At 69.3% G+C, this 24068-nt stretch carries 19 protein-coding genes and 2 riboswitches; of the genes, 12 read left to right on the top strand and 7 right to left on the bottom strand.

The window, feature by feature from the left end:
- Window positions 1-22: 22 nt before the first annotated feature.
- From V5F61_RS01115 to V5F61_RS01100, 4 genes are all read right to left on the bottom strand, one after another.
- Window positions 23-1582 (bottom strand): MmgE/PrpD family protein, encoded by a 1560-nt coding sequence (locus V5F61_RS01115; protein WP_393987034.1) that lies wholly within the window; start codon window positions 1580-1582, stop codon window positions 23-25.
- A complete protein-coding gene (locus V5F61_RS01110; RefSeq protein ID WP_393987125.1) occupies window positions 1579-1947 on the bottom strand; it encodes an acyl-CoA thioesterase in 369 nt (122 codons plus the stop codon). Before V5F61_RS01110 ends, V5F61_RS01115 begins: the two co-directional genes overlap by 4 nt.
- A gap of 115 nt (window positions 1948-2062) precedes the next feature.
- Window positions 2063-2293 (bottom strand): hypothetical protein, encoded by a 231-nt coding sequence (locus V5F61_RS01105; protein ID WP_393987033.1) that lies wholly within the window; start codon window positions 2291-2293, stop codon window positions 2063-2065.
- 197 nt (window positions 2294-2490) lie between these two features.
- Entirely contained in the window at window positions 2491-4110 is a 1620-nt protein-coding gene (locus V5F61_RS01100; RefSeq protein WP_393987032.1) for an isocitrate lyase, read from the bottom strand.
- Between the two features lie 171 nt (window positions 4111-4281).
- On the opposite strand from V5F61_RS01100, the gene V5F61_RS01095 reads away from it, so the two are divergent.
- The 4 genes from V5F61_RS01095 (at window position 4282) to V5F61_RS01080 (ending at window position 12854) form a co-directional block, all read left to right on the top strand.
- A complete protein-coding gene (locus V5F61_RS01095; protein WP_393987031.1) occupies window positions 4282-5691 on the top strand; it encodes a short-chain fatty acyl-CoA regulator family protein in 1410 nt (469 codons plus the stop codon).
- Window positions 5692-5761: 70 nt separating this feature from the next.
- Window positions 5762-5962, top strand: a riboswitch (cobalamin riboswitch).
- A gap of 106 nt (window positions 5963-6068) precedes the next feature.
- Window positions 6069-8417, top strand: coding sequence for a 5-methyltetrahydropteroyltriglutamate--homocysteine S-methyltransferase (gene metE, locus V5F61_RS01090; RefSeq protein WP_393987030.1), 2349 nt, complete (start codon window positions 6069-6071; stop codon window positions 8415-8417).
- A gap of 120 nt (window positions 8418-8537) precedes the next feature.
- Window positions 8538-8732: riboswitch (cobalamin riboswitch) on the top strand.
- A gap of 106 nt (window positions 8733-8838) precedes the next feature.
- The gene (locus V5F61_RS01085) at window positions 8839-11691 is read left to right on the top strand and encodes a ribonucleoside-diphosphate reductase subunit alpha (protein WP_393987029.1); all 2853 of its coding nucleotides are present in this window, start codon (window positions 8839-8841) and stop codon (window positions 11689-11691) included.
- 20 nt (window positions 11692-11711) lie between these two features.
- The gene (locus tag V5F61_RS01080) at window positions 11712-12854 is read left to right on the top strand and encodes a ribonucleotide-diphosphate reductase subunit beta (RefSeq protein ID WP_393987028.1); all 1143 of its coding nucleotides are present in this window, start codon (window positions 11712-11714) and stop codon (window positions 12852-12854) included.
- Window positions 12855-12924: 70 nt separating this feature from the next.
- On the opposite strand, the gene zigA is transcribed toward V5F61_RS01080, so the two are convergent.
- Window positions 12925-14145: a zinc metallochaperone GTPase ZigA gene (zigA, locus tag V5F61_RS01075; RefSeq protein WP_393987027.1), complete on the bottom strand. Its 1221-nt coding sequence runs from the start codon at window positions 14143-14145 to the stop codon at window positions 12925-12927.
- 500 nt (window positions 14146-14645) lie between these two features.
- Between zigA and V5F61_RS01070 the strand changes: the two genes are divergently transcribed.
- The 8 genes from V5F61_RS01070 (at window position 14646) to V5F61_RS01035 (ending at window position 22082) form a co-directional block, all read left to right on the top strand.
- Window positions 14646-15863, top strand: coding sequence for an ABC transporter substrate-binding protein (locus V5F61_RS01070; RefSeq protein WP_393987026.1), 1218 nt, complete (start codon window positions 14646-14648; stop codon window positions 15861-15863).
- 170 nt (window positions 15864-16033) lie between these two features.
- Window positions 16034-16885, top strand: a complete 852-nt coding sequence (locus V5F61_RS01065; RefSeq protein WP_393987025.1) for a branched-chain amino acid ABC transporter permease — start codon at window positions 16034-16036, stop codon at window positions 16883-16885.
- A 2-nt stretch (window positions 16886-16887) separates the two neighbouring features.
- A complete protein-coding gene (locus V5F61_RS01060; RefSeq protein WP_393987024.1) occupies window positions 16888-17868 on the top strand; it encodes a branched-chain amino acid ABC transporter permease in 981 nt (326 codons plus the stop codon).
- Between the two features lie 3 nt (window positions 17869-17871).
- Window positions 17872-18612, top strand: a complete 741-nt coding sequence (locus V5F61_RS01055) for an ABC transporter ATP-binding protein (RefSeq protein WP_393987023.1) — start codon at window positions 17872-17874, stop codon at window positions 18610-18612.
- On the top strand, window positions 18605-19309 hold the full coding sequence (locus V5F61_RS01050) for an ABC transporter ATP-binding protein (RefSeq protein WP_393987022.1): 705 nt from the start codon (window positions 18605-18607) through the stop codon (window positions 19307-19309). Before V5F61_RS01055 ends, V5F61_RS01050 begins: the two co-directional genes overlap by 8 nt.
- A 34-nt stretch (window positions 19310-19343) precedes the next feature.
- Window positions 19344-20270, top strand: a complete 927-nt coding sequence (locus V5F61_RS01045) for a carbon-nitrogen hydrolase family protein (RefSeq protein ID WP_393987021.1) — start codon at window positions 19344-19346, stop codon at window positions 20268-20270.
- 110 nt (window positions 20271-20380) lie between these two features.
- Window positions 20381-21205: a TrmB family transcriptional regulator gene (locus V5F61_RS01040; protein ID WP_393987020.1), complete on the top strand. Its 825-nt coding sequence runs from the start codon at window positions 20381-20383 to the stop codon at window positions 21203-21205.
- A 172-nt stretch (window positions 21206-21377) separates the two neighbouring features.
- Window positions 21378-22082 (top strand): nitroreductase, encoded by a 705-nt coding sequence (locus V5F61_RS01035; protein ID WP_393987019.1) that lies wholly within the window; start codon window positions 21378-21380, stop codon window positions 22080-22082.
- A 114-nt stretch (window positions 22083-22196) separates the two neighbouring features.
- On the opposite strand, the gene chrA is transcribed toward V5F61_RS01035, so the two are convergent.
- Together chrA and V5F61_RS01025 are read right to left on the bottom strand one after the other, a co-directional pair.
- The gene (gene chrA / locus V5F61_RS01030) at window positions 22197-23405 is read right to left on the bottom strand and encodes a chromate efflux transporter (protein WP_393987018.1); all 1209 of its coding nucleotides are present in this window, start codon (window positions 23403-23405) and stop codon (window positions 22197-22199) included.
- A 129-nt stretch (window positions 23406-23534) separates the two neighbouring features.
- A complete protein-coding gene (locus V5F61_RS01025) occupies window positions 23535-24020 on the bottom strand; it encodes a MerR family transcriptional regulator (protein WP_393987017.1) in 486 nt (161 codons plus the stop codon).
- Between the last annotated feature and the right edge of the window lie 48 nt (window positions 24021-24068).

Genomic DNA, 24068 nt, shown 5'->3' with positions numbered 1-24068 from the left:
CGACGGGGTTGCGGGAGGCCGATCAGCCGGAGAGCACGGCGAGCTCGGGCGCCGCGTTGCCGCGCCAGTCGAAGATGCCGGCGGCGCGGACGGAACCGAGCAGCGCGGGGTCCACTTGGAAGGTGAGGCCGGCGAGGTCATCCGCCTTCAGCTTGGGGAGCCGCTCCACGGTGCCCAGGAAGCGCTCCTGCTCCGCGGGCGCTACCACGCCCTGCGCCAGCTCGCGGAACTTCGAGATGTACTCTCGCCGCCCGAACGGGCGCGCGCCGAGGGGGTGCGCGTCGGCGATGGCGAGCTCGTCCTCGATCACCCGGCCATCCCTGAGCGTCACCACCACGCGGCCGCCGAAGGCTTTCTCCTTCGGGTCGCGGCTGTGGTAGCGGCGCGTCCACTCGGGGTCTTCCACCGTGGAGACCTTGTGCCACAGCGCGACCGTGGACGGCCGGCCCGCGCGCTCCGGCGCATAGGAGCGCGCGTGGTGCCAGGCGCCGTCCTCCAGCGCCACCGCGAAGATGTACATGATGGAATGGTCGAGGGTCTCTCGGCTCGCCTTCGGGTCCATCTTCTGCGGGTCGTTGGCACCGGTGCCGATCACGTAATGGGTGTGGTGGCTGGTGTGGATGACGATGGATGCCACCTGCGAGAGATCGCCCGCCGCCTCCCGGATCTTCGGCCCCAGCCGGCGGGCGAGGTCGATGAGCGCCTGGCTCTGGTATTCGGCCGAATGCTCCTTGGTGTAGGTGTCGAGGATGGCGCGCTTGGCCTCCCCCTTCTCCGGCAGCGGCACGAGGTATTCCGCCTTCGGCCCGCCCAGCATCCAGGCGATGAAGCCGTCCTCGCCCTCCCAGGCCGGGGAGGGCGCGCCCTCCCCGCGCATCACGCGATCCACGGCCTCCACGGCCATCTTGCCGGCGAAGGCGGGGGCATAGGCCTTCCACGAGGAGATCTCGCCCTTGCGCGACTGGCGGGTGGTGGTGGTGACGTGCAGCGCCTGCTGCACCGCCTGGTAGACCGTCTCGGTGCCGAGCCCCAGCGCGGCGCCGATGCCGGCGGCGGCCGAGGGGCCGAGATGGGCGATGTGGTCGATCTTGTGCTCATGCAGGCAGATGCCCTTCACGAGGTCCACCTGGATCTCGTAGGCCGCCGCGAGGCCGCGCACCAGCGCCGCGCCGTCGAGCCCGCAATGCTGGGCCACGGCCAGCACCGGGGGAATGTTGTCGCCGGGGTGGGAATATTCGGCGGCGAGGAAGGTATCGTGGAAGTCGAGCTCGCGCACGGCGACGCCGTTGGCCCACGCCGCCCATTCGGGCGAGACGCGCCGGTGCGGCGAGAGGCCGAACACGGTGGCGCCGGGCTGGTAGGGGTGGGCCTGGGCCTGGGCCCGCGCGCTCGCCACCGGGCGCCGCGTGAGGGAGGCCGCCGCCACCGCCGCATTGTCGATGATGCGGTTGCCGATCATCTCGGCCACATCGGCCTCCACCTCCACCGGGTCGGTCGCCACCTCCGCGATCTTCCAGGCGAGCTGGTCTGTGCGCGCCAGGGGCTCAGCGGACTTGTAGGTGTGGACGTGGTGCTGCTTCACGGGCGTTGATCCTCGTCTTGATGAATGGGGGAAGGCACGGGCACCGGGCGGCCGGCGGCATCCACCGCCACCATCTCGAAGGCGCCGCGCACGGCCAGCCGGCGGGCGCCGGAGACGAGGGCCTCGGCCGTCATCTCCACCTCCACCGTCATGGAGGCGCGCCCCACGCGGGTGACGCGGGCATTGACCTCCACGATCTCGCCCACCCGCACCGGCTCGTGGAAATCGGTCTTCTCCGCGCGCGCCATGACGACCGGCGCGCGGGCGCGGCGGGTGGCGGCCACGAAGGCCGCCTTGCCCATGAGGGAGAGGGCGTTGCCGCCGAACAGGGTGCCGTAATGGTTGGCCTGCTCCGGAAACACCATCTCCACGAAAGAGGTCTCGGCCGGACCGGGCGCGGTCGCGCCGCTCTCGTCCGTGAGGGGAGCCAGCGTGCCCGCGCCGGCCGCGCGCGGGAGGACGGCCGCGGGCGCGGCCATCTCAGGCCGCTCCAGGGGCGGAGGGCGCGCGCACCAGGGGGATCATCTGGTCTCCCCAGGCGCCAGCGCCGTCATGGTGGCGGGAGACGCGCACCAGCTCCACCGAAACGCCGGCGGCGACCGCGCGCTGAATGGCCTCGTTCACCCGGTGCACCGCATCGGCAACACGGTTGATGGCCTTCTCCTGCTCCGGACGCTCCTGCGCCACGACGGCCTTGAATTCGGCATTCATCCTCGATCCTCCTCGAACTGGGAACGGCAAGGAAAAGACGGGTGAGGGGCCCTGCCTTCCGGCGAAGCCCTGAACCGCGGGCGGGCGGCCCCTCACCCTTGCCCTCTCTCATCCGGCAGGCGGGCTGCCACGGCCCGCCGGCCGGCACGCGGGGGAGGTGCCGCCTTCCACGCCGAGAGAGGGAACGGGGCGGGAGGTCACTCCGCCGCGAACTGGTTCATGGTGTTGGCGTGTCCGCCGGCCTTCAGCGCCCGCTCGCCGCCCACCATCTCCTTGAAGGTGTCACCGAGATCGGAGCCCACCTCGTGCTGGTGCTTCACAGCCGAAACGCCGCGCCGGATCTCCTCGCGCTGAACCGTATTCACGTAAGCCTTCATGCGGTCGGCGCCGAAGTAGCCGTGGCTCAGCTCGTCCATGCTCTTGGCCGTGAGGTGGAAGGTCGGCAGCGTGATGAGATTGTGGAACACGCCGGCCTGCGCCGAAATATCCGCCTGGAACTGCGCGAGGCGCCGGTCCGCCTCCTGCCCCAGCTCGTCGCCGTCGAGCTTCGCGGACATGAGCTGGAGCCCATCCGGATAGCTCTCCGCCCCCGCGCGGCCCTGCGCGATCCATTCGGCGCGCACCTGCTTGCGCAGGTTGAGGGTCCAGTTGAAGGAGGGCGAGTTGTTGTAGGTGAGCTTGGCGCCCGGGACCACGGCGCGGATCTCCGCCACCATGCCCGCGATCTCCTTCACGTTGGGCGTGTCGGTCTCGATCCACAGGAGATCGGCCCCGCCCTGGGTGAGGGAGGCGATGCAATCCTCGATCACGCGGGCGCGGCCGGTGCCCGCCTTGAACGCGAACAGGCCGTTGGCGAGCCGCTCCGGGCGTACCAGCGCGCCGTCGAGCACGATGGCGAGCTCGCCTTCCCTCAGCGGGTCGGAGAGCGTGACCGGCGAGGTCTTCAGCCACTTGTTGTACTGGCTGGCGAGGTCGCCGGGTTCCCGGCTCACGGGGATCTTCTGGGTCAGGCCGGCACCGAGGCTGTCGGTGCGGGCGACGATGACGCCATCCTCCACCCCCAGCTCCTCGAAGGCGAGGCGGCAGGCGCGCAGCTTCTCGATGAAGTCCTCGCGCGGCACCGTCACCTTGCCGTCCTGGTGGCCGCACTGCTTGGCGTCGGACACCTGGTTCTCGATCTGGAGGCAGCAGGCGCCGGCCTTGATCATCTCCTTGGCGAGCAGGTAGGTGGCATGCTCGTTGCCGAAGCCCGCGTCGATGTCGGCGATGATCGGCACCACATGGGTCTCGAAACTGTCGATGGCGGCGATGGCCTCGGCCTCGGCGGCCCGGTCGCCCTTGGCGCGCGCGGCCTTGAGCGCCTTGAACAGGTCGTTGATGGCCACCTCGTCCGCCTGGCGCAGGGAGACGTAGATCTCCTCGATCAGGTCCGCCACCGAGGTCTTCTCATGCATGGACTGGTCCGGCAGGTGGCCGAAGCGGTTGCGCAGGCCCGCCACCATCCAGCCGGAAAGGTAGACGTAGGCGCCCTTCGCCGTGCCCTTCAGGCGCTTCACGGACTTGATCATCTGCTGCGCGTGGAAGCCCGACCAGCAGCCCAGCGACTGGGTGAAGCGGGAGGAGTCGGCGTCATAGGCCGCCATGTCGGCACGCATCACCCTGGCCATGGCGCGGGCGATGTCGAGATGGGTGTCGAATGTGTTCTGGAGGCGGAGCTGGATGATGTCGTCCACGCTCACGCCGCCGGCCGCCACGCCTTCGGGGAACCGCGCCTTCAGTTCGGCGGCGAGTTCGGCGTAGCTCTTGCGCTGGCCCATGGGGTCTTCCTCTTCGCGTTTCGGCTGCTGCGCACCGGCTGCGATTTGTCTTGCAGCCGGATCGTTTCCTCACAATATTTGCCAACGAGACAGCGCGGAATGACTGAAAATGCGTGGATTTGCGAGGCATAGACCGCTGATTTGCAAATGTTGCGAATCCCGGAGCCGGGCATGAAGAAGACCTTCGTCGGCGTGCGCCTGAAGCGGCTGCGGGAGGAACGGGGCCTCACCCAGGCGGCGCTGGCCCAGGCGCTCGGCCTCTCCGCCAGCTATCTCAACCAATTGGAGAAGAACCAGCGCCCCCTCACCGTGCCGGTGCTGCTGAAGATAAACGAAATCTTCGGCGTGGACGTGCAGCTGTTCTCGGAGGGGGACGAGGGGCGGCTGGTGGCGGACCTGCGCGAGGTGTTCGCCGATCCGCTCAACGGCGAGCAGGTGAGCCTCGCCGAGCTGAAGGAGGTCGCCTCCGCCATGCCCGCGCTCGGCCGCGCCGTGGTGGCCCTGCACCGGCGCTGGCGCCACGCGCTGGAGCGGGCGGATGCCATGGCGGGCGAGCTCGGCCTCGGCACCGGCGGCATCGCAACCCACGCCGCGCCCATGCCCTACGAGCAGGTGCGCGATTTCTTCTATGCCCACCACAACTACTTCGCGGAGCTGGACGAGGCCGCCGAAAAGCTGGCGCAGAACGCGGATCTCAGCGCCGGCGACATGGCCGAGGGCCTTGCCCGCCATCTGGAAGCGCGCCATGGCGTGCGCGTGGCGCGTGCCGAAGGCGAGAGCCAGCGCCGGTTCCTGCCCGGCGAGCGTGTATTGCGCCTCTCCCGCCGGCTCGACGACGGCCAGCGCGCATTCCAGATCGCCACCCAGCTCGCCTTCCTGGAGGCGGGCGAGGCCATCACCCGCCTCGCCCGCGCGGCGGCCCAGGGCGCGCCGGAAACCCACGCCCTCGCCCGCATCGGCCTCGCCAACTATTTCGCCGGCGCGCTGCTGATGCCCTACGGCGCCTTCCTCAAGGCCGCGGAGGCGGAGCGCTACGACATCGAGCGGCTCGGCGCGCGCTTCGGGGTCGGCTTTGAGACCATCTGCCACCGCCTCTCATCGCTGCAGCGGCCGGGGGCGCTGGGGGTGCCGTTCTTCTTCATCCGGGTGGACCGGGCGGGCAACATCTCCAAGCGCCAGTCGGCCACCGATTTCCACTTCTCGCGCGTGGGCGGCACCTGCCCGCTGTGGAACGTCTACGAGGCGTTCGCCCAGCCCGGCCGCATCCTCACCCAGCAGGCACAGATGCCGGACGGGCGCACCTATCTGTGGATCGCGCGCACCGTGCACCACGCCGCCGGGGGCTACGGCGATCCCGGCAAGACCTTCGCCATCGGCCTCGGCTGCGACATCCGCCATGCCGGGCGGCTCGTCTACTCGCGCGGCCTCGCCCTCGCGGACCCGGCTGCGGCGACCCCCATCGGAGCCGGTTGCAAGGTGTGCGAGCGCCCCGCCTGCCCCCAGCGCGCCTTTCCTCTCATCGGCCGCCCGCTGGCGGTGGACGAGAACCGCAGCGCCTTCACGCCCTATGCGGCGGGCTGAAGCGCCTGCAAATGAAATTACGACATAAGCATGTCCTTATATGGCGCTTGACAGCGTCATCTTCCCCGAACAGACTGCCCGGCGTCGAGGTTCCGCGGACCGGTTTTTCCGGCGCCGCGGCTAAGAGGGAAGCCGGTGCGAAGCCGGCGCTGCCCCCGCAACTGTCAGCGGCGAGCCAAGCTCCATCCATGCCACTGGGCGCAAGCCCGGGAAGGCGGACGCAAGGCCGTGACCCGTGAGCCAGGAGACCTGCCCCGGCAACAGAAACGTCCTCGGGCGGGGTGTCCCGGTGGTGCGCTCAGGCTCCGCCGGCTCCCGCCGCGCGGAGGCTCGACGCCTGCCCTCACGGCCCGCCCACAGCACAAGGGCTTCATGCCGTGACCGCCTCCGCCAATTTCCGCTCCACCATCCCCGTCGCCACCCTGGGCACGCCCCGCATCGGCCCGCGCCGCGAGCTGAAGGCCGCGCTCGAAAGCCACTGGGCCGGCAAGACCTCCGAAGCGGAGCTGCTCGCCGCCGCCGCCGCCCTGCGCGCGCAGAACTGGGCGCGGCAGAAGGCGCGGGGCATCACCGTCATCCCCTCCAACGACTTCTCGCTCTACGATCAGGTGCTGGACACCAGCGTGATGGTGGGCGCCATTCCCGAGGCCTACGGCTGGAGCGGCGGCAAGGTGCCGCTCTCCACCTATTTCGCCATGGCGCGCGGCAGCGGCGGCGCGGCAACAGGCGCCTGCGGCCACGTCCACCACGCCGGCGCGGGTGCCCCGGCCCAGGAAATGACGAAGTGGTTCGACACCAACTACCATTACATGGTGCCCGAGCTCGCGCCCGGCCAGCGCTTCGAGCTCGCCTCCCTCAAGGCCGTGGAGGAATATCGCGAGGCCAGGGCCCTGGGCTATGAGACACGCCCTGTGCTGCTCGGCCCCGTCACCTTCCTGAAGCTCGCCAAGTCCAAGGCGGCGGACTTCGATCCCCTCTCCCTGCTCGGAAACCTGCTGCCGGTCTACACGGACATGCTGCGCCGCCTCGTCGCCAACGGCGCGGAATGGGTGCAGGTGGACGAGCCCTGCCTGGTGCTCGACCTCGACGAGGCCACCCGTGACGCCCTGCGCCGCGCCTACGGCGCCTTCGCCCGCGCGCTGCCCAGCCTCAAGATCATGCTCGCCACCTATTTCGGCGCGCTCGACGACAATCTGGACACGGCTCTTTCCCTGCCGGTGGCGGGCCTGCACCTCGATCTCTCCCGCGCACCGGAACAGCTCGAAACGGTGGCGGCGCGGGCGCCGAAGGGCCTCGTGCTCTCGCTCGGCGCCGTCGACGGGCGCAACATCTGGCGGGCGGATCTGCCGGCCCTGGTGGAGCGCCTGAAGGATGTGGTGGCGCGGCGCGGCACCGATCATGTCCAGATCGCGCCCTCCTGCTCGCTCCTCCATGTCCCCATCGATCTGGACCAGGAGACCGATCTCGACCCGGAGCTCAAGTCCTGGCTGTCCTTCTCGCTGCAGAAGATGGACGAGCTGCGCGTGCTCGCCGCCGCGCTCTCCGGCGCGCGCGACGAGGTGAAGGTCGCGCTCGAGGCTTCCGCCGCGGCCGCCGCGACGCGACGCGCCTCGCCCAAGGTGCACAATGCCGCCGTCGCCTCCCGCATCGCCATGGTCACGGACGAAATGGCGCGCCGGAAGAATTCCTTCGCCGCGCGCGCCGAGCTGCAGCGGCGGCGCTTCGGCCTGCCGGCTTTTCCCACCACCACCATCGGCTCCTTCCCGCAGACGGAGGAGGTGCGCAAGGCCCGCGCCGCCCATGCCAAGGGCGCGCTCGACGACGGCGCCTACGCCGCCTTCCTGCGCGAGGAGACGGCGCGGGCGGTGCGCTGGCAGGAGGAGATCGGCCTCGACGTGCTGGTCCATGGCGAGTTCGAGCGCAACGACATGGTGCAGTATTTCGGCGAGCAGCTTTCCGGCTTCGCCTTCACCAGGCACGGCTGGGTGCAGAGCTACGGCTCGCGCTATGTGCGCCCGCCGATCCTGTTCGGCGATGTCTCCCGCCCCGCGCCCATGACGGTGGCGTGGTGGCGCTACGCCCAGTCGCTCACGCGGAGGCCCCTCAAGGGCATGCTCACCGGCCCGGTGACCATCCTCAACTGGTCGTTCGTGCGTGACGACATCCCCCGTGCCGCCGCCTGCCGGCAGATCGCCCTCGCCATCCGCGACGAGGTCGAGGACCTGGAGCGGGCGGGCGCTGCCATGATCCAGATCGACGAGGCCGCCCTGCGCGAGGGGCTGCCGCTGCGCCGCGGGCAGTGGGGCGCGTATCTCGCCTGGGCGGTGGAGTGCTTCCGCCTGTGCGCCTCGGGCGTCGCCGACGAGACGCAGATCCACACCCACATGTGCTACTCGGAGTTCAACGACATCATCGACGCCATCGCCGCCATGGACGCGGACGTCATCTCCATCGAGACCTCGCGCTCGAAGATGGAGCTGCTCGATGCCTTCAAGACCTACAAGTATCCCAACGAGATCGGCCCCGGCGTCTATGACATCCACTCCCCGCGCGTGCCCTCGGTGGCGGAGATGACGGAGCTGCTCGCCCTCGCCCGCCGCCGGCTCGACGACACGCAGATCTGGATCAACCCGGACTGCGGCCTGAAGACCCGCAGGTGGGAGGAGGTGCGCCCTGCCCTCGCCAACATGGTGGCCGCAGCCCAGGCCCTGCGCGCCGCGGGCTGACCCTCCGCTCCAGCCCGAAGCCACCGCCAGCAAGCCCTGCCGGCGGTGGCGCCTTTTCCACAAGACGTGGCGAGCAGGGGATAGCCCCCGCCAAATATTGACAGCAGTCGACTAAGTGGCGCTACATGTTGTGGTCACGGTCTCTCGACTCGAAAGAGCGAGAGCCAAGAGGGAAACCGGTGCGATGCCGGTGCTGCCCCCGCAACTGTAAGCGGCGAGCCGAGGTCCACGCATGTCACTGGGCGCAAGCCCGGGAAGGCGGACCGCTGGCGACGACCCGCGAGCCAGGAGACCTGCCGTGACACCGCTATCGTCCTCGGGCGGGGTGTCCCGGTGGATCGCATCTTCGGCGCGGCGGCATCGCGCGCGCCCGTTTGCGACCGCTTGGCCTTTGCTTCCAACGCATTGGGGTTCAAGGCGCATGTCCCTTTCCATCCAGACCGGCCAGCCCGTCGCCGCGGCCCTGCCGGCGAGCCTTCCCCCGGCCCCGCGCGCGGCCGAGCCGGGCTACCAGGTGATCCGCCGCAACGGCGCGGTGACACCGTTCGACGCCGCCAAGATAGCGGTGGCGCTCACCAAGGCGTTCCTGGCGGTGGAAGGCGGGCGGGCCGCCGCCTCCCGCCGGGTGCACGAGATCGTCTCCGCCCTGACCGAGCAGGTGATGGCAGGCCTCACCCGCCGGGCCGATGCCGGCCGCACCTTCCATATCGAGGACGTCCAGGACCAGGTGGAGCTGGCCCTGATGCGCGGCGAGCACCACAAGGTGGCCCGCGCCTATGTGCTCTATCGCGAGGAGCGGGCGAAGGAGCGCGCCGCCGCGCAGGTCGCGAAGGCGCAGGCGGGAACCGCACCCGCGCTGCGGATGCGGGCCGCCGACGGCACGCTCGCGCCGCTCGACGCGGCCCGGCTCGAAGCCCTGATCCGCGAGGCCTGCGCCGGGCTCGAAGGGGTGGCGGCAGAGCCGATCCTCGCGGAAACGCAGCGCAATCTCTATGACGGCATCTCACGGGAAGAGCTGGCCCAGGCGCCCATCCTCGCCGCCCGCACGCTGATCGAGACCGAGCCCGGCTATGCCAAGGTCTCGGCCCGCCTGCTCACCGACAGCCTGCGGCGCGAGGCGCTCTCCTTCGTGCATGGCCGGCCCGACGAGGCGACCCAGGCGGAGATGGCGGAGCGCTACGCCGAATACTTTTCCGCCTATGTGGAAGCCGGCATCTCCGCCGATCTGCTCGACCCGGAGCTCGGCCGCTTCGACCTCGCGCGCCTTGCCGCCGCGCTCAAGCCGGAGCGAGACCTTCAGTTCGACTACCTCGGCCTCCAGACTCTCTACGACCGTTACTTCCTGCATGCGGGCGGAAAGCGGTTCGAGCTGCCGCAGGCCTTCTTCATGCGGGTGGCCATGGGCCTTGCCCTGCGCGAGATCGACCGGGAGGGGCGGGCGATCGAATTCTACGATCTCCTGTCCTCCTTCGATTTCATGGCCTCGACGCCCACCCTGTTCAACGCCGGCACCCTGCGCCCGCAGCTTTCCTCCTGCTTCCTCACCACCGTTGCCGACGATCTCGAAGGCATCTTCAAAGCCATCAAGGACAATGCCCTTCTCGCCAAGTATTCCGGCGGACTTGGCAATGACTGGACACAGGTGCGCGGTCTCGGCGCGCACATCAAGGGCACGAATGGCGAGAGCCAGGGTGTCGTTCCCTTCCTGAAGGTGGCGAACGACACCGCCATTGCCGTCAACCAGGGCGGAAAGCGCAAGGGCGCGGTGTGCGCTTACCTGGAGACATGGCATATCGACATCGAGGAATTCCTCGATCTTCGCAAGAACACAGGCGACGACCGCCGCCGCACCCACGACATGAACACCGCCAACTGGGTGCCGGACCTCTTCATGGAGCGGGTCGAGGCGGGCGCCGAATGGACCCTCTTCTCGCCCGACGAGGTGCCCGAGCTGCACGACCTCTACGGAAGGCCCTTCAAGGCCGCCTACGAGGCCTGTGAGGCCAAGGCGGATCGGGGGGAGATGCGGGTGTGGCGCCGGGTGAAGGCGGTGGACCTGTGGCGGCGCATGCTGACCATGCTGTTCGAGACGGGGCACCCCTGGATCACCTTCAAGGACCCCTGCAACCTGCGCTCGCCCCAGCAGCACGCCGGGGTGGTGCACTCCTCGAACCTGTGCACCGAGATCACGCTGAACACCAGCGCCGACGAGGTGGCGGTGTGCAACCTCGGCTCGGTCAACCTCGCGGCCCATGTGAGCGCGGCGGGCCTCGACCTCGACCGTCTGCGGCGCACCGTCTCCACGGCCATGCGGATGCTGGACAATGTGGTGGACATCAACTTCTACACCGTCCCGGAAGCGCGCCGCTCCAACCTGCGGCACCGGCCGGTGGGCCTGGGGCTGATGGGCTTCCAGGACGCGCTGGAGGCGCTGAGCCTGCCCACCGCGTCGGAAGCGGCGGTGGCGTTCGCGGACACCTCCATGGAGGCGCTGAGCCATTTCGCCATTTCCGCCTCGGTGGACCTCGCCGCCGAGCGCGGGCGCTATGCCTCGTTCGAGGGCTCGCTGTGGTCGCGGGGCATCCTGCCCATCGACAGCCTCGGCCTGCTGGAGGACGCGCGGGAGGGGAACATCGTCCTCGACCGTTCCTCCACCCTCGACTGGGAGGCCCTGCGCGCCCGCGTGGTGACCACCGGCATGCGCAACTCCAATGTCATGGCCATCGCCCCCACCGCCACCATCTCCAATATCGTCGGCGTCTCCCAGTCCATCGAGCCGGCCTACAGCCAGCTTTATGTAAAGGCCAACATGTCCGGCGACTTCACGGTGGTGAACGCCAATCTCGTGCGGGACCTGAAGGCCCGCGGCCTGTGGGACGAGGTGATGATCTCCGATCTCAAGTATTACGACGGCATGGTGAGCGCCATCGACCGCGTGCCGGAAGACCTGAAGGCGCTCTACGCCACCGCGTTCGAGATCGCGCCGGAATGGCTCATCCGCGCCGCCGCGCGACGCCAGAAGTGGATCGATCAGGCCCAGTCGCTGAACCTCTACATGGCCGAGCCCTCGGGCCGGAAGCTGGACGAGGCCTATCGCCTCGCGTGGCGGCTGGGGCTGAAGACCACCTATTACCTGCGCGCCCGCTCGGCCACCCATGTGGAGAAATCCACGCTGCGCGGCACCGACGGCAAGCTCAACGCCGTCGCCCCCATCCTGGCGGAGGGGCCGAGCGCCTGCTCCATCGCAGATCCCACCTGCGAGGCCTGCCAGTGAACGCGGGAGAAGGCAGAACCATGCTCGACTGGTCCGAACCCGCCCCGGCACCACGCGCCGCGCCGCCCCTCCCCGCCATCGCCCGGTCGCCCATGGGCGGGGACGGCGCCGACACCACCGGCCTCGGCGCCATCGCGCGCGGTGCCGGCCGGGTGAGCGTGGACGAGAAGCGCATGCTCAACGCCCGCGCCGACGTGAACCAGATCCTGCCCATGAAATACGGCTGGGCCTGGGAGAAATACCTCGCCGCCTGCAACAACCACTGGATGCCGACTGAAGTGTCCATGCAGGCCGACATCGCCCTGTGGAAGTCGCGCGAGGGGCTCACAGAAGACGAGCGGCGCATGGTGAAGCGCAACCTCGGCTTCTTCGCCGCCTCGGAAAGCCTGGTGGCGAACAACATCGTGCTCGCCATCTACCGCCACCTCGCCAATCCCGAGTGCCGGCAATACCTGCTGCGGCAGGCATTCGAGGAGGCCGTGCACACCCACACCTTCCAGTACATCGTGGAGAGCCTCGGCCTCGACGAGGGCGAATTGTTCAACATGTACCGGGAGGTGCCCTCCATCACCGACAAGGCGGCCTGGGCGCTCGCCTACACGCAGAACCTCGCAGACCCCGCCTTCGCCACGGGCACGCCGGAGGCGGACCGTGCCTTCCTGCGGGATCTCGTGGCCTTCTACGTGGTGTTCGAGGGCATGTGGTTCTACACCGGCTTCGCGCAGATCCTCTCGCTGGGCCGGCGCAACAAGATGGTGGGCATCGCCGAGCAGTATCAATACATCCTGCGCGACGAGAGCATCCACCTCAACTTCGGCATCGACGTCATCAACCAGATCAAGGCAGAGAATCCGCATTTGTGGACGCCCGCCTTCCAGGAGGAGGTGCGCGCCATGCTGAAGGAGGCGGCGGAGCTGGAGGCGGCCTACGGGCGGGACACCATGCCCCACGGCCTCCTGGGGCTGAACGCGGCCTCCTGCGCGCAGTACATGCGCTTCATCGCCGACCGCCGCTGCGCCCAGCTCGGCCTCGCCCCGGTGTTCGGCGAGACGGAGAACCCCTTTCCCTGGATGAGCGAGGCCATGGACCTGAAGAAGGAGAAGAACTTCTTCGAGACCCGCGTCATCGAATACCAGAACGGCGGGGCGCTGGCCTGGGATTGAGCCAACGGCAGCCCGTGAGCTTGGCTCACGGGCTTCGATGCGGCCCCCGCGACGCCAGGGCGCCGGCGGATCAGGCCGGCGCCACCTCCCATACCGGGAACGGATCCGGCAGGTGCTTCAGCTTTTCCGGATCGAAGTGCTTGGGGTCGGCCGGCCCCACGAGGCAGGCATCGAGCGCCGCGCGCATGGCGCCCTCGTCCAGATTCATGCCGATGAAGACCAGTTCCTGCCGACGGTCGCCGTAGCCGGGCACCCAATGGGAGCGGAGCCAGGAGCGCCAGTCGGGCTGGGTCGGCCAATAGCCCTTCGGCACGCTCGCCCACCAGCGGCCGATGTTGCCGGTCTGGCAAATGGCGCCCGCAAGGCTCATCTCGCCGACGCGGCTCGGCCGGGTTGCCAGCCAGAACAGGCCCTTGGCCCGCACCAGTCCCGGCCATGTCTCACACAGGAAATCATGGAACCGCTCCGGATGAAACGGCCGGCGGGCGCGATAAACGAAGCTCGAGACGCCGTATTCCTCCGTTTCGGGCACATGGTCCTTGAAGCCGTTCAGCTCCTTGAACCAGACCGGATGCGCGCTCGCCTTCGCGAAGTCGAAACGCCCGGTGCCGAGCACCTCGGAAAGCGGAACCTTGGAATAATCCGTCTCGATGAGGCGGGCATCGGGATTGAGCGACTTCACCACCGCGCGCACGGCACCAAGCTTCTGCGCGTCCACCGCCGAAATCTTGTTGAGCACGATCACGTCGGCGAACTCGATCTGGTCGGTGAGAAGGTCGACCAGGGTCCGGCTGTCCTCCTCCCCCGCGGTTTCGCCCCGATCGCGCAGGAAGTCGCGGGAGCCGAAATCCGCGAGCAGATTGGCCGCGTCCACCACCGTCACCATGGTGTCGAGCCGGGCGATGTCGGAAAGGGAGAGGCCCTGCTCGTCGCGGAAGTCGAATGTGGCGGCGATGGGCAGGGGCTCCGCGATGCCGGTGGATTCGATGAGCAGGTAATCGAAGCGGCCCTCAGCGGAAAGACGGCGAACCTCGGTCAACAGGTCGTCGCGGAGCGTGCAGCAGATGCAGCCGTTGGTCATCTCCACCAGCCTCTCCTGGGTGTGGGAGAGATTGGCGCCACCCGAGCGCACCAGCTCGGCGTCGATGTTCACCTCGCTCATGTCGTTGACGATCACCGCCACCTTAAGCCCCTCGCGGTTGGCGAGGATATGGTTCAACAGCGTCGTCTTTCCGGAACCCAGGAAACCCGACAGGACCGTGACCGGAAGGCGGTTCTCAGGCACACCCATTCTCCCTGTTATCCGGCGGGGGAGCGCCCCGCCTCAATGTGATATATTATATCATTAACAGGATGAGCGCCGCCCGCAAGGACCATTCCGCGACGGCCGCAGGGCGCGCGCCCGAGAAGTGCCGGGGCGCCCCCTGCGATTTCAGCATGGCGCTCAGGGAGGCGCCGGGCCTGGGCGCGCGGGCCCGGCGCCTCCCCTTACCGCCACCGGAAGGAATGAGCTTGTCGGAAAACTCCGACAGGCCGCCAGCGCCAAAGCCTGCCCCGCAAATTTCCAATCGTCGAAAAAACCGACACACAAAAATCGCACAGCAACGCATTGAAATCATGCTGCATGAGCGAATTTTGTGCAGAGAAAAATACATATTTTCAATATCATATTGCATTTCGCACTGCACCGTGCGCGACATGCACAAAATTTGTGTTTGCCGACTGTTGACGGAAAAGTCCGACAAGCCTTAGCGTCACCCCATCGCAGCCAGAGCCGAAGGGGACTTCCAGATGTCCGCACCTCTCGACCGGCGCCGCGCGGCGGGCATGATGCTCGCCGCGGGGGCCGCCGCGTTCGCCTTTCTCGCCTCCCCCGCCCGCGCCGCGGACGACGTGCTGGTGGGCGTGATCCAGCCGCTTTCCGGCCCGAATGCCCAGTTCGGCATCGGTTCCCAGCGCGGCACCGAGCTTGCCGCCGAGATCATCAACGCTGCGGGCGGCATCAAGGCCCTGGGCGGGGCCAAGATCAAGCTGGTGGCGGCCGACGTGCCCACCCCCAACACCGCCGCCGCGGCCACCCAGCGCCTCATCTCCCAGAACGGCGTGAGCGCCGTGGTGGGGGCCTTCGTCTCCTCCACCACGCTTGCCGCCTCCGAGGTCACCGAGCGCGCGCAGATCCCGCTCGTCACCTTCGCCTTCGCCGACCAGATCACCGGCCGCGGCTATGATTACGTGTTCCAGGTCTCGCCCAAGGGCACCGTGTTCGGCGAGGCGCAGTTCGACTATGCCACCGCCATCGCCAAGGCGGCGGGCGAGAAGATCGACAAGATCGCCATCCTCTACGAGGACACCGCCTATGGCACAGCCCAGGCCAAGGGCCTGCGCGAGGCGGCCAAGAAGGCCGGCGTCGAGATCGTGCTGGACGAGGCCTATCCGCTCGGCATCACTGACGTATCACCGCTGGTGAACAAGCTGCGCGCCTCCGGCGCCCAGATGGCCTTCCCGGTTTCCTACCTCAACGACAGCCTGCTCATCATCCGTGCCCTGCGCCAGCAGAACATCGACATCCCCGTGATCGGCGGCGCGGCCGGCTACATCATCCCGGACTTCAAGAAGGGCCTCGGCGAGTATGCGGAAGGCGTGCTCTCGGTGGCGGCGGCCTCGGGCGACCTGATCCCCGACCTCGCCAAGAAGTACAAGGAGAAGTACGGCACCTTCATCACCCACGAGGCGCTCATCCACGCGGCGGCGCTCGATGCGGTGGCCAAGGCCATGGAGAAGGCCAAGTCCTCCGACCCGCAGAAGGTGCGCGACGCCCTCGCCACGCTCGATTATTGCGGCGACCTCGCCGCCGGCGTGCCGGGCGGCTGCATCAAGTTCGACAAGACCGGCCTCAACACCTCCTCCTTCCCCGTCATGGTGCAGTGGCGCGGCGACCAGCCGGTCACCGTCTATCCGCCCCAGGCGGCGAAGGAAAAGCCCATCTGGCGGGGCAAGACGGTGGAGTGACGCCGTCGCGCACCTGACCGGCGACCACTGACGGCGACATCCTGCCGCTCCGCCAATCGCCCGGGCCTGCCCCGGGCGCAAAGGGCGGGGAGAGGCTCCCCCAGCCCCTCCCCGCCCCCGAACCGCCCCCCCGCGCCGCGGGGGTCCTTTCTCCAGCAGCAAGGGCACGCATGTTCCAGGCTCTCGTGGACGGCATCCTGCTCGGCGGCGTCTATGGCGTCATCTCGACGGGGCTGTCGCTCGTCTTCGGCGTCCTTGGCGTCGTCAATTTCGCCCATGCCGAATTCCTCATGCTCGGCATGTACGTGGCCTGGTTCGCATGGCGCTACCTCGGCCTCGATCCCATGATCGGGTCGGTGGTCTCCTTCGCCATCGTGTTCGCGGTGGGCTACCTGGTCCAGCGCACGCTGGTGCAGCGGGTGCTGAAGGCGCCGCCGGCGGCGCAGGTGTTCCTCACCGTCGGCCTCATGATCGTCATCGAGAACGCGGCGCTGATGGTGTTCGGCTCCGATTACCGCTCGGTGAGCGTGCCCTACCAGGTGGAGGGCTTCCGGCTCGGCGACATCTTCGTGGGCGCGCCCTATCTCTATGCCTTCGCCGCCGCCGTGGTGCTGGCCGCCGCGCTGTGGCTGTTCCTGGAGCGCTCCTGGACCGGCCGCGCCATCCGCGCCGTGGCGCAGGACCCCATGGCCGCAACCCTGGTGGGCGTGGACACGAAGCGCACCTACGCGATGGCCTTCGGCCTCGGCGTGGCGCTCACCGCCTTCGGCGGCGCGGTCATCCTGCCCTACATCACGGTGAGCCCCACGGTGGGCGGGCAGTTCGTGGTGCTCATGTTCACGGTGGTGGTGCTGGGCGGGCTCGGCTCCGTGGCGGGGGCACTGGCGGGCGGCATCATGGTGGGCGTGGTGCAGTCGCTGTCGGCTCTCGTATTCCCCATCCAGCTCCAGAACCTGTGCCTGTTCGTGATCTTCATCGCCGTTCTCGCCCTGCGCCCGCAGGGCCTCATCAAGGGCGCCTGAGCATGCGGAACCTTCTTTCCCCCTCCCGCGCGGCGCTGGTGCTGTTCTTCCTCGCCGCGGCCCTGCTGCCGCTGGTGCTCGACCCGCGCGGCCACATCCTGCGGGTGGCGGCCATGGTGCTGCTGTTCGCGGCCATGGCGCAGTCCTGGAACATCGTGGGCGGGCTCGCCAACCAGATCTCGCTCGGCCACGCCGCCTTCTTCGGCCTCGGCGCCTACACCTCCACGCTGCTGTTCCTGAAGCTCGGCGTCTCGCCCTGGATCGGCATGCTCGCGGGCGCCGTGGTGGCGGGCGTAGCGGCGGCGGCGCTCTCCATCCCCACCTTCCGGCTGAAGGGGCACTATTTCGCCCTCGCCACCCTCGCCTTCGCCGAGGTGATGCGCGTGATCGCCAACAGCTGGGCGGATCTCACCGGCGGGCCCGTGGGCCTGTCCATCCCCTTCATGGGCAGCCAGCCGGCGCTGTTCGCCTTCCGCTCGGTGGCGTCCTATTACTGGGTCATCCTGGTGCTGCTCGCGGTGGTGTGCCTGGTGTTCCACCTGCTCGCCTCCGGCGCCATCGGTTACCGCCTGCGCGCGGTGCGGGAGAATGAGGCGGCGGCCGAGGTGGCGGGGGTGGACACCTTCCGCGTGAAGCTCACGGCCAGCATCATCTCGGCGGCGCTCACCGCCATGTGCGGCACGGTGTTCGCGCAGTTCACCTTCTTCTTCGATCCCGATTCCATCTTCTCCCTGTCGGGCATCTCGGTGCGCATGGCCATGATCGCCATCGTCGGCGGGCTCGGCACCCTGGGCGGGCCGCTGGTGGGCGCGCTGTTCCTGATCCCGCTGGAGGAAGTGGCGAACGCGGTCCTGTCCTCCGAAGCGGCGGGCCTGTCGCAGTTCGCGTTCGGCGTCATCCTCATCGCCGCCATCCTCATCGAGCCGCGCGGGCTGATGGCCCTGCGGCCGAAGGCGCGCCGCGCCGCCGCGACGGGAGCCTGAACCATGCAGCCCCTGCTCCAAGCCGACGCCATCTGCGTCACCTTCGGCGGCCTCAAGGCGGTGGATGGCGTCTCCTTCACCCTCGGCACCGGCGAGATCGTGGGCCTCATCGGCCCCAACGGCGCGGGCAAGACCACGCTGTTCAACGCTTTGGTGGGGCTCCAGCCCCTCACCTCCGGCGCCGTGCGGCTGGGCGGCGAGACCGTCTCCGGCCTCAAGCCCCACAAGGTGGCGCGCCTGGGCATGACCAAGACCTTCCAGAACGCCGCCCTGTTCCCGGACATGAGCGTCAAGGAGAACGTGACCACCGCCGCCTTGCTGCGCCACGACCTGAAGGGTGCGCGCGCCAAGGCGGACGCCGTGCTCGCCAAGCTCGACCTGACGCCCATCGCCGATGCCGACGTCTCGGACCTCACCTTCCCCCAGAAGGCGCTGGTGGAGATGGCGCGCGCGCTCGCCACCGAGCCCCGCGTGCTGCTGCTCGACGAGGTGATGGCGGCGCTGACCCCCACCGAGATGGACGAGGTGATGGACGTGATCCGCGCGCTGAAGGCCGAGGGCCTGAGCTTCCTGGTGGTGGAGCACCACATGCGGGCCATCATGGCCCTGTGCGACCGGCTGCTGGCGGTGAACTTCGGCCGCCTCATCTGCGACGGCGCGCCGGCCGAGGTCGCCGCCCACCCCCAGGTGATCGAGGCCTATCTCGGCCACGGCGCCGCCGGCAAGGAGGCCGCCCATGCTTGAGGTCCGCGAGCTTTCCGCCGCCTATGGCGGGCCGGACGTGCTGCACGCCGTCAGCCTCGACGTGAAGGCGGGCGAGACGGTGGCTGTGCTCGGCGCCAACACCGCCGGCAAGACCACGCTGCTGCGCACCGTCTCCGGCCTCGTGGCCAAGGCGCGCGGGCACATCGCCTTCGAGGGCACGGCGCTCATCGGCCGCCCCGCCCACACCATCCCGGTGCTGGGCATCGGCCACGTGCCGGAGGGGCGCCACGTGTTCCCGCGCATGACCACGCTGGACAACCTCAAGATGGGCGCCTTCTTCCATCGCGGCGCCAGGGACATCGCCGCGCGCATGGAGCGGGTGTTCACCCTGTTTCCCCGCCTGCGCGAGCGCCAGGCGCAGATGGCGGGCTCCATGTCCGGCGGCGAGCAGCAGATGGTCTCCATCGGCCGCGCGCTCATGGGCAACCCGCGCCTGCTGCTGCTCGACGAGCCGAGCCACGGCCTCGCGCCCATCGTGGTGGACGAATTGCACGCCGCCATCGGCGAGATCAACCGCCAGGGGGTGGCAGTGCTGCTGGTGGAGCAGAACGCGGTGCTGGCGCTCTCGGTCGCCCACCGCGGCTACGTGCTGGAGGCGGGCCGCGTGGTGCTCTCCGGCACCGCGCAGGCGCTCGCCGCCGACCCCGGCGTGAAGCGCGCCTATCTCGGCGTGTGACGGCGCGCCGCCCCCAAGCTCCAAGGAGACAGACATGAAAGTGAAAGCCGGCGTGGCCCAGGTGGGCGCGGTGCCGTTCGACGTGGAAGCCTCCCTCGCCAAGGCGGAGGCCTGGATCGCCAAGGCGGGCGCCGAAGGCTGCGAGATCGTGGTGTTCCCGGAGGCCTTCCTCTCCGTCTACCCCAAGGGGTCCGACTTCGACATCTCCATCGGCGTGCGCACCATGCGCGGGCGCGAGGAGTTCCGCCGCTATTTCGACGCCTCCATCACCGTGCCCGGCCCAGAAACCGAGCGCCTCGGCGCGGCGGCGGCGGCGGCCGGCACCTATCTGGTGATCGGCGTGATGGAGCGCGACCTCGGCACCATGTATTGCACGGCCCTGTTCTTCGGGCCGGACGGCACGCTGCTGGGCAAGCACCGCAAGCTCATGCCCACCGCCGGCGAGCGCCTCGCCTGGGGCTTTGGCGACGGCTCCACCCTGCCGGTGTTCGACACGCCCATCGGCAAGATCGGCGCCGTGATCTGCTGGGAGAACTACATGCCCATGCTGCGCATGGCCATGTACGCCAAGGGCATCTCGCTCTATTGCGCCCCCACCGCCGACGACCGCGAGACCTGGCTGCCCACCATGCGCCATATCGCGATGGAAGGCCGCTGCTTCGTGCTCACCACCTGCCAGGTGGTCTCGCGCGCGGCCTTCCCCGAGGATTATCGCTGCACGGTCTCCAACGATCCCGAGACCACGCTCATGCGTGGCGGGGCGGCCATTATCGATCCCCTGGGCAAGGTGGTGGCGGGGCCGGTGTTCGACGAGGAATGCCTGCTCACCGCCGAGCTGGACATGGACGAGCTGGCCCGCGCCAAGTTCGATTTCGATGTCGCCGGCCACTATGCCCGGCCGGACGTGTTCACCCTCACCGTGAACGAGGCGCCGCAGAAGGCGGTGAGCATCAAGGGCTGAACCCGGGCTCCTGGGCTCATCCGCCGCGCAATCAGGGAGTGCGCCAGGGACGGAATCCCACCATTCTCGCGGTTCGGTCCTGCGGGGCCGGGCCGCGAGAGACGCGCATCATGGACATGGAAGACAAGCTCGCAAAAATCGGCATCACCGGAAAGCTCTTCAAGCTCTACCTCGCCGCCGTGGAGCTGGGGGAGGCCCCGGTGCAGGAGGTGGCGGCCCGCGCCGGCCTCGCCCGCACCACCGCCTATGACGTGCTCCAGCGCCTGGAGCAGGAGGAGCTCATCCGCATCGAGGAGCGCGCCGGCCGCCGCTTCGTGGTGGCGGAGGACCCGGTGGGCATGCTCCAGCGCCTGGAGCTGCGCCGGCAGGTCATCTCCGACGTGATGCCGCAGATCCGCTCCCTCTACAATCGCGCCAAGGGCAAGCCGCAGATCCGCTTCTACGAGGGCGAGGAGGGCATCAACACCGTGCTCTGGGACACCCTGACCTGCCAGAGCAAGACCCTGTGCGGCTTCCTTTCCATGAACGAGCTGATCGAGACGCCCGGCCTCGGCGAGATGGACGTCTACATTTCCGAGCGGGTGAAGCGGGGCATCACGCTGAAGGTGCTGCGTTCGCGCATCAAGGACGTGGAGAAGATCTGGCCCACCGGCCACGAGCAACTGCGCGAGCTGCGCTACACGCCCGATCCCATCACCTTGGGCATCACCCAGTACATCTACGACGACAAGGTCTCCATCATCTCCTCCAAGCAGGAGAATTACGGCCTCATCATCGAGAGCGAGGAGTTTGCCCGCCTGCAATCGGTGATGTTCGAGACCCTGTGGGCCATCTCCACCCCGGCCGTGCCGGAGGCGGAAGCCGAGGGCGCCCCGCCCCCCGCCGACCCCGCGCCCAAGGCCCGGCGCGGCAAGCGCGCGGCGAGCACCGCCTGAAGCACTTTCAAGCGAAGCGGGTCTTTGTTCACGTGAGGAAAGCTCCAAGGGGGCGGGTAGCGGCCTGCGCGAAAAGCGCGCCGGAGCCCTTCAACGCGGGCGGCAAACTTGCCAATGTGGGCGGCGCGGCAACACGCAACGCACGAAAGACGCCCGCAGAGGAACGCCCCTGATGAATGCCCCCATTCCGCCTGCCCTCCCGCTCTCGGCCGTGGAGGCCATCCGCACCCGCCGCTCGGTGCGCGCCTTCCTGCCCACGCCGGTGCCGCGGGAGACGGTCACCCGCATCCTGGAGCTGGCAGCCCGCGCGCCCAGCGGGTCCAACATCCAGCCCTGGCAGGTGCTGGCGCTCGACGGCGCGCCGCTGCAGGCGCTCAAGGAGGAATTGCACGCCCTCGCCCTCTCGGGCGATGCGGGGGAAGAGGAATATCCCTATTATCCCGCCACCTGGCGCGAGCCCTATATCGGCCGGCGGCGGCAACTGGGCTGGGCGCTCTACGGCTCCCTCGGCATCGCCCGCGGCGAGACGGAGCGGATGGCCCTGCAGCAGGCCCGCAACTTTCTCTTTTTCGACGCCCCGGTGGGCCTCTTCTTCACCATCGACCGCGACCTGCAGCTCGGCTCCTGGCTCGATTACGGCATGTTCCTGCAGAACATCATGATCGCCGCCCGCGGCCTCGGGCTCGACACCTGCCCGCAGGGGGCCTTCAACGGCTATCACCGGGTGATCGCGGAGCGGCTGGCCATCGGGCCCGAGCGGATGCTGGTGTGCGGCATGGCCCTCGGCCACGCGGACCCGAACGCGCCGGTGAACGCCTTCCCCACCGTGCGCGAGCCGGTGGAGGGCTTCACGCGCTTCGTGGAAAAGCTGGCCTGAGGGCGCGCCGTGCCATCGGCCCCGGTCTCTTGGACCAGCGCCGGTTCAGTTTCGCCCAAGCGCTGCGCGGACGTGGCGAAAGGCCCATGAGGCAAGCTCACGGGGCCTTCGCGCTTACGCCAGCGCGCTCAGGAAGCCGATGCCGGCGAGCAGCGCCACCACCAGAACCGGTGGCGCCTGCCACCGCGTGAGCAGCAGGAAGCCCGCGAGGGCGAGGGCGAAATCAGCCGGCGCGTGCACCGCGCCGGTCCACACGGGATCGTAGAGCGCGGCGCCGAGGATGCCCACCACCGCCGCATTGGCCCCGCGCATGGCGGCCTGCGCCGCGGGCCGCGCCCGAAGCCCGTTCCAGAAGGGCAGCATGCCCGTCACCAGCAGCAGGCCAGGCAGGAACACGGCCACCAGCGCCAACGCCGCGCCAGCGATGCCGTGGGGTGCCGGCCCCATGATGGCGCCGAGGTAGGCCGCGAAGGTGAAGAGGGGCCCCGGCACCGCCTGGGCCAGCCCGTAGCCGGCCAGGAATGCCTCGGAGCCCACCCAGCCGGGCGCCACCACGGCCGCCTGCAGCAGCGGCAGCACCACATGGCCGCCGCCGAACACCAGCGCGCCGGAGCGGTAGAACGCCTCGAACACCGCCACCGCATGCGCGCCCCCGGCCAGGAGCGGGGGCACCGCGAGCAGCAGCGCGAACGCCACCAGCAGCGCGGCGCCCAGGCGGCGCGACACCGGCACCGCGAGCGCCGTGGCGCTCACCCGAGCCTCGCCCCGGCACAGCCATCCGCCCGCAAGCGCGCCGAGGGCGATGGCGCCGATCTGCCCCGCCGCGCCCCCCGCGAACACCACCAGCAGGACGGCGGCGAGGGCGAGGGCGGCGCGGGTGCGGTCTGGCGCAAGGGTGCGGGCCATGCCCCACACCGCCTGCGCCACCACCGCCACCGCCACCAGCTTCAGCCCGTGCAGCACGCCCGCCGCCAGCGGCCCTTCCAGCGCGGTGGCGCCGAGGGCGAGGAGCACCAGCACCGCCGCCGAGGGCATGGTGAAGGCGAACCAGGCCGCAAGCCCGCCCAGCAGCCCGCCGCCACGCAGGAGCCCGAGCGTGAAGCCGAGCTGGCTCGACGCCGGCCCCGGCAGGAACTGGCACAGGGCCACGAGATCGGCGAAGCCCGCCTCGTCGATCCAGCGGCGCCGGAGGACCAGCTCGTCGCGGAAATAGCCGATGTGGGCGATGGGCCCGCCGAAGGAGGTCAGGCCCAGCTTCAGGAAGGCGCCGAACACTTCCGTCGCGGAGCCGGCCGGCCGGGACATGGCGCTGTCTGTGGTCATCGACGGGGAACTCCGGCGGCTGGCAGCTTCTCCCGCACGGAAGCCCGGCAGCCCGCCACATTCATCGTATCTCGTTATCGATGTCCGTTAATGCTGTCCACGCCCAGGCCCCTCCCCGCGACGGGCGGCTCAGGCGCCGGGAACCGTGCCGCCTTCCCCCGCCGGAGCGTGGAACGCCTGTGGATGGGGCTCATGGGCGTGAAAGCGGCAGGCGCCGTGGTCGGCCAGCACCTCGATGACGCGGCATTCGGCCACCCGGCCATGGCTGCACTCGCCCACCATGCGCTCCAGCTCCGCCTCCAAGGCCCTGAGGGCGGCGATGCGCCGGCGCACTTCGTCCAGACGCCCGCGCGCCATTTCGTCCGCCGCAGCGCAGGAGTGGTCGGGGCGATCCTGGAGCTGCAGAAGCTCGCGGATGGCCTCGATCTCGAACCCCAGCTCCCGCGCGTGGCGGATGAAGGCGAGCCGCTTCAGCTCCGCCGGCCCGTAGAGGCGCCGGTTGCCCTCGGTGCGCGCGGTGGGGGGCATGAGGCCGATCTGCTCGTAGAAGCGGATGGTGGGCACCTTCACGCCGCTCGCCTGCGCCGCCGCGCCGATGGATACGCCCGCGCTCATTTTCGGTGCCTCCCCTCTTGCTCCTCTAGTCGCTAGAGGATGTAGGGT

The organism is Xanthobacter sediminis (assembly GCF_043195015.1).
Taxonomy (GTDB): domain Bacteria; phylum Pseudomonadota; class Alphaproteobacteria; order Rhizobiales; family Xanthobacteraceae; genus Xanthobacter.
The sequence above is the reverse complement of the archived record's forward strand: the minus strand, read 5'-3'. Positions and strand labels throughout refer to the sequence as shown.

What these genes read in the sequence shown, in the direction of transcription:
- V5F61_RS01065 (WP_393987025.1), top strand. Translation starts at nt 16,034, where the DNA reads ATGTTCCAGGCTCTCGTGGACGGCATCCTGCTCGGCGGCGTCTATGGC.
- V5F61_RS01085 (WP_393987029.1), top strand. Translation starts at nt 8,839, where the DNA reads ATGTCCCTTTCCATCCAGACCGGCCAGCCCGTCGCCGCGGCCCTGCCG.
- V5F61_RS01105 (WP_393987033.1), bottom strand. Translation starts at nt 2,293, where the DNA reads ATGAATGCCGAATTCAAGGCCGTCGTGGCGCAGGAGCGTCCGGAGCAG.
- V5F61_RS01050 (WP_393987022.1), top strand. Translation starts at nt 18,605, where the DNA reads ATGCTTGAGGTCCGCGAGCTTTCCGCCGCCTATGGCGGGCCGGACGTG.
- V5F61_RS01025 (WP_393987017.1), bottom strand. Translation starts at nt 24,020, where the DNA reads ATGAGCGCGGGCGTATCCATCGGCGCGGCGGCGCAGGCGAGCGGCGTG.
- zigA (WP_393987027.1), bottom strand. Translation starts at nt 14,145, where the DNA reads ATGGGTGTGCCTGAGAACCGCCTTCCGGTCACGGTCCTGTCGGGTTTC.
- chrA (WP_393987018.1), bottom strand. Translation starts at nt 23,405, where the DNA reads ATGACCACAGACAGCGCCATGTCCCGGCCGGCCGGCTCCGCGACGGAA.
- V5F61_RS01070 (WP_393987026.1), top strand. Translation starts at nt 14,646, where the DNA reads ATGTCCGCACCTCTCGACCGGCGCCGCGCGGCGGGCATGATGCTCGCC.
- V5F61_RS01100 (WP_393987032.1), bottom strand. Translation starts at nt 4,110, where the DNA reads ATGGGCCAGCGCAAGAGCTACGCCGAACTCGCCGCCGAACTGAAGGCG.
- V5F61_RS01060 (WP_393987024.1), top strand. Translation starts at nt 16,888, where the DNA reads ATGCGGAACCTTCTTTCCCCCTCCCGCGCGGCGCTGGTGCTGTTCTTC.
- V5F61_RS01040 (WP_393987020.1), top strand. Translation starts at nt 20,381, where the DNA reads ATGGACATGGAAGACAAGCTCGCAAAAATCGGCATCACCGGAAAGCTC.
- V5F61_RS01045 (WP_393987021.1), top strand. Translation starts at nt 19,344, where the DNA reads ATGAAAGTGAAAGCCGGCGTGGCCCAGGTGGGCGCGGTGCCGTTCGAC.
- V5F61_RS01055 (WP_393987023.1), top strand. Translation starts at nt 17,872, where the DNA reads ATGCAGCCCCTGCTCCAAGCCGACGCCATCTGCGTCACCTTCGGCGGC.
- V5F61_RS01110 (WP_393987125.1), bottom strand. Translation starts at nt 1,947, where the DNA reads ATGGTGTTTCCGGAGCAGGCCAACCATTACGGCACCCTGTTCGGCGGC.
- V5F61_RS01035 (WP_393987019.1), top strand. Translation starts at nt 21,378, where the DNA reads ATGAATGCCCCCATTCCGCCTGCCCTCCCGCTCTCGGCCGTGGAGGCC.
- V5F61_RS01095 (WP_393987031.1), top strand. Translation starts at nt 4,282, where the DNA reads ATGAAGAAGACCTTCGTCGGCGTGCGCCTGAAGCGGCTGCGGGAGGAA.
- V5F61_RS01080 (WP_393987028.1), top strand. Translation starts at nt 11,712, where the DNA reads ATGCTCGACTGGTCCGAACCCGCCCCGGCACCACGCGCCGCGCCGCCC.